Source organism: Kineococcus glutinatus (assembly GCF_039542765.1).
GTDB classification, from domain to species: Bacteria; Actinomycetota; Actinomycetes; order Actinomycetales; family Kineococcaceae; genus Kineococcus_A; species Kineococcus_A glutinatus.
On sequence record NZ_BAABIL010000068.1, the window covers coordinates 1 to 2,073 of the forward strand.

Annotated in this window: 3 protein-coding genes; all 3 read left to right on the forward strand. The window is 77.3% G+C overall.

From position 1 onward, the window contains the following. The first annotated feature begins 8 nt into the window (after positions 1-8). Positions 9-1,112 (forward strand): type III polyketide synthase, encoded by a 1,104-nt coding sequence (locus ABEB16_RS03515; RefSeq protein WP_345710889.1) that lies wholly within the window; start codon positions 9-11, stop codon positions 1,110-1,112. Further along, positions 1,109-1,681 carry an isoprenylcysteine carboxyl methyltransferase family protein gene (locus ABEB16_RS03520; protein WP_345710887.1) on the forward strand — a complete coding sequence of 191 codons (573 nt, stop codon included), beginning with the start codon at positions 1,109-1,111 and terminating at the stop codon, positions 1,679-1,681. The genes ABEB16_RS03515 and ABEB16_RS03520 overlap by 4 nt, the downstream gene beginning before the upstream one ends. Before the next feature lie 11 nt (positions 1,682-1,692). Continuing rightward, the coding region (locus tag ABEB16_RS03525; RefSeq protein WP_345710888.1) for an NAD(P)/FAD-dependent oxidoreductase at positions 1,693-2,073 on the forward strand (381 nt) is incomplete at its 3' end.

A 2,073-nucleotide genomic window follows, 5' to 3' on the forward strand; every position in this document is an offset into this window, starting at 1 on the left:
CCCCGGCGCTGCCCCCGTTCTCCTACCCGCAGGAGGAGATCACCGAGGAACTGGCGCCGCTGCTCCTGCCCGCCCCCGACCGGCGGGCGCTGCTGCGCCGCGTGCACGCCGCCAGCGGTGTCCGCACCCGCCACCTCGCGCTGCCCCTGCCCCGCTACCGCGAGCTGGGGTCCTTCTCCGCCGCCAACGACGCCTTCATCGCCGTGGGCACCGACCTGGCCGAGGCGGCGGTGCGCTCCGCCCTGGACGCGGCGGAGCTGGCGCCCGAGGACGTCGACTTCCTGCTCTTCACCTCCGTCACGGGCATCTCGGCGCCCTCGATCGACGCGCTGCTGGTGTCCCGGCTCGGCCTGCGCCCCGACGTCAAGCGGATCCCCGTCTTCGGGCTGGGGTGCGTGGCGGGGGCCGCGGGCATCGCCCGGGTCGCGGACTACCTGACCGGCCACCCGGACGACGTCGCGGTGCTCGTGTCCGTGGAGCTGTGCTCCCTGACCCTGCAGCGCGACGACCCCTCCGGCGCGAACCTCGTCGCCAGCGGGTTGTTCGGCGACGGCGCGGCCGCGGTCGTCGTGCTCGGCGACGCCCGGGCGGCCCGGACCCCCGCCGGGCCGGGCGTGGCCACCGGTCCCGACGTGGTGGCGACCCGCAGCCGCATCTACCCCGGCACGGTGGACGACCTGGGCTGGGCGGTGGGGTCCAGCGGGTTCCGCATCGTCCTGTCCCCGGGCCTGCCGGGCATCATCCGCGAGCACCTCGGCGAGGACGTCGCGGGCTTCCTCGCCGAGCACGACCTGAAGGCCGGTGACGTCGGCACGTGGGTCGTGCACGCGGGGGGGCCGAAGGTCCTCGACGCCGTCGCCGCCGCGCTCGACCTGCCCGACGACGCCCTGCGGCGCAGCTGGCGCTCGCTGGAACGGGTGGGGAACCTGTCCTCCGCCTCGGTGCTGCACGTGCTGGCCGACACCCTCGCGCAGCGCTCGGCCGCGGGGTCGCCGCCGGCGGGGGACGAGGCGGTGCTGCTCGCGGTCGGCCCGGGCATCAGCGTGGAGCTGGTGCTGCTGCGCTGGCCGGCGCAGGACGTGGCCGGCGCCCGGGCGGAGGTGGCGGCATGACCTCCGCGGTGTGGTTCACGGTGCTCATCGCCCTCACGGCGCTGGAGCGCGTCGCCGAGCTCGTCGTGTCGGTGCGCAACGCGCGCTGGGCCCTCTCCCACGGCGGTGTGGAGTCCGGGCGCCGGCACTTCCCGCCGATGGTGGCGCTGCACACCGCGCTGCTGGCCGGCTGCCTCGCGGAGGTGCACCTGGCGGACCGGCAGTTCCTGCCCGCGCTGGGCTGGCCGGCGCTCGTCCTCGCCGTCGGCAGCCAGGTGCTGCGCTGGTGGTGCATCGCGACGCTGGGGCCGCAGTGGAACACCCGCGTCATCGTCGTGCCGGGGTTGTCCCTGGTGCGCCGCGGCCCGTACCGGTGGTTGCGGCACCCGAACTACGTGGCGGTGGTGCTGGAGGGGGTCGTGCTGCCCCTCGTGCACACCGCGTGGATCACGGCGCTGGTGTTCACGGTGCTCAACGCGGTGCTGCTGTTCGGGTTCCGCATCCCCGTGGAGCAGCGGGCGCTGACGGCCTCCGGCCGGCGCAGCCGTGCGAGCCTGCCCGCGCAGCGGGGCAGGCGGCACCGGGTCTGAGGGCGGCAGCCGTGGCGCGGGGAGCGGGTGGGTCGCCCGAGGTCGACGTCCTGGTCGTGGGCGGTGGGCCGGTGGGGCTGGCCGCCGCCGTGGAGGCGCGGCTGGCGGGGCTCAGCGCCGTGGTCGTGGAGCCGCGCCGCGGGCCGGTGGACAAGGCGTGCGGGGAGGGCCTCATGCCGGGGGCGGTGGCGGCGCTGGCCCGCCTGGGGGTGGACCCCGCGGGGCACCCGATCGCGGGCATCGCCTACCGCGACGGGCGGCGGGCGGTGGAGCACCGCTTCCGGGGCCCGGCCGGGCGGGGGGTGCGGCGCACGGTGCTGCACGCGGCGCTGGCGCAGCGGGCGGCGGCGCTGGGCGTGCCGGTGCTGCCCGGTCGCGTCACGCAGCTGGAG

Coding starts and splice junctions, on each gene's coding strand:
- ABEB16_RS03520 (WP_345710887.1), top strand. CDS start 1,109: ATGACCTCCGCGGTGTGGTTCACGGTGCTCATCGCCCTCACGGCGCTG.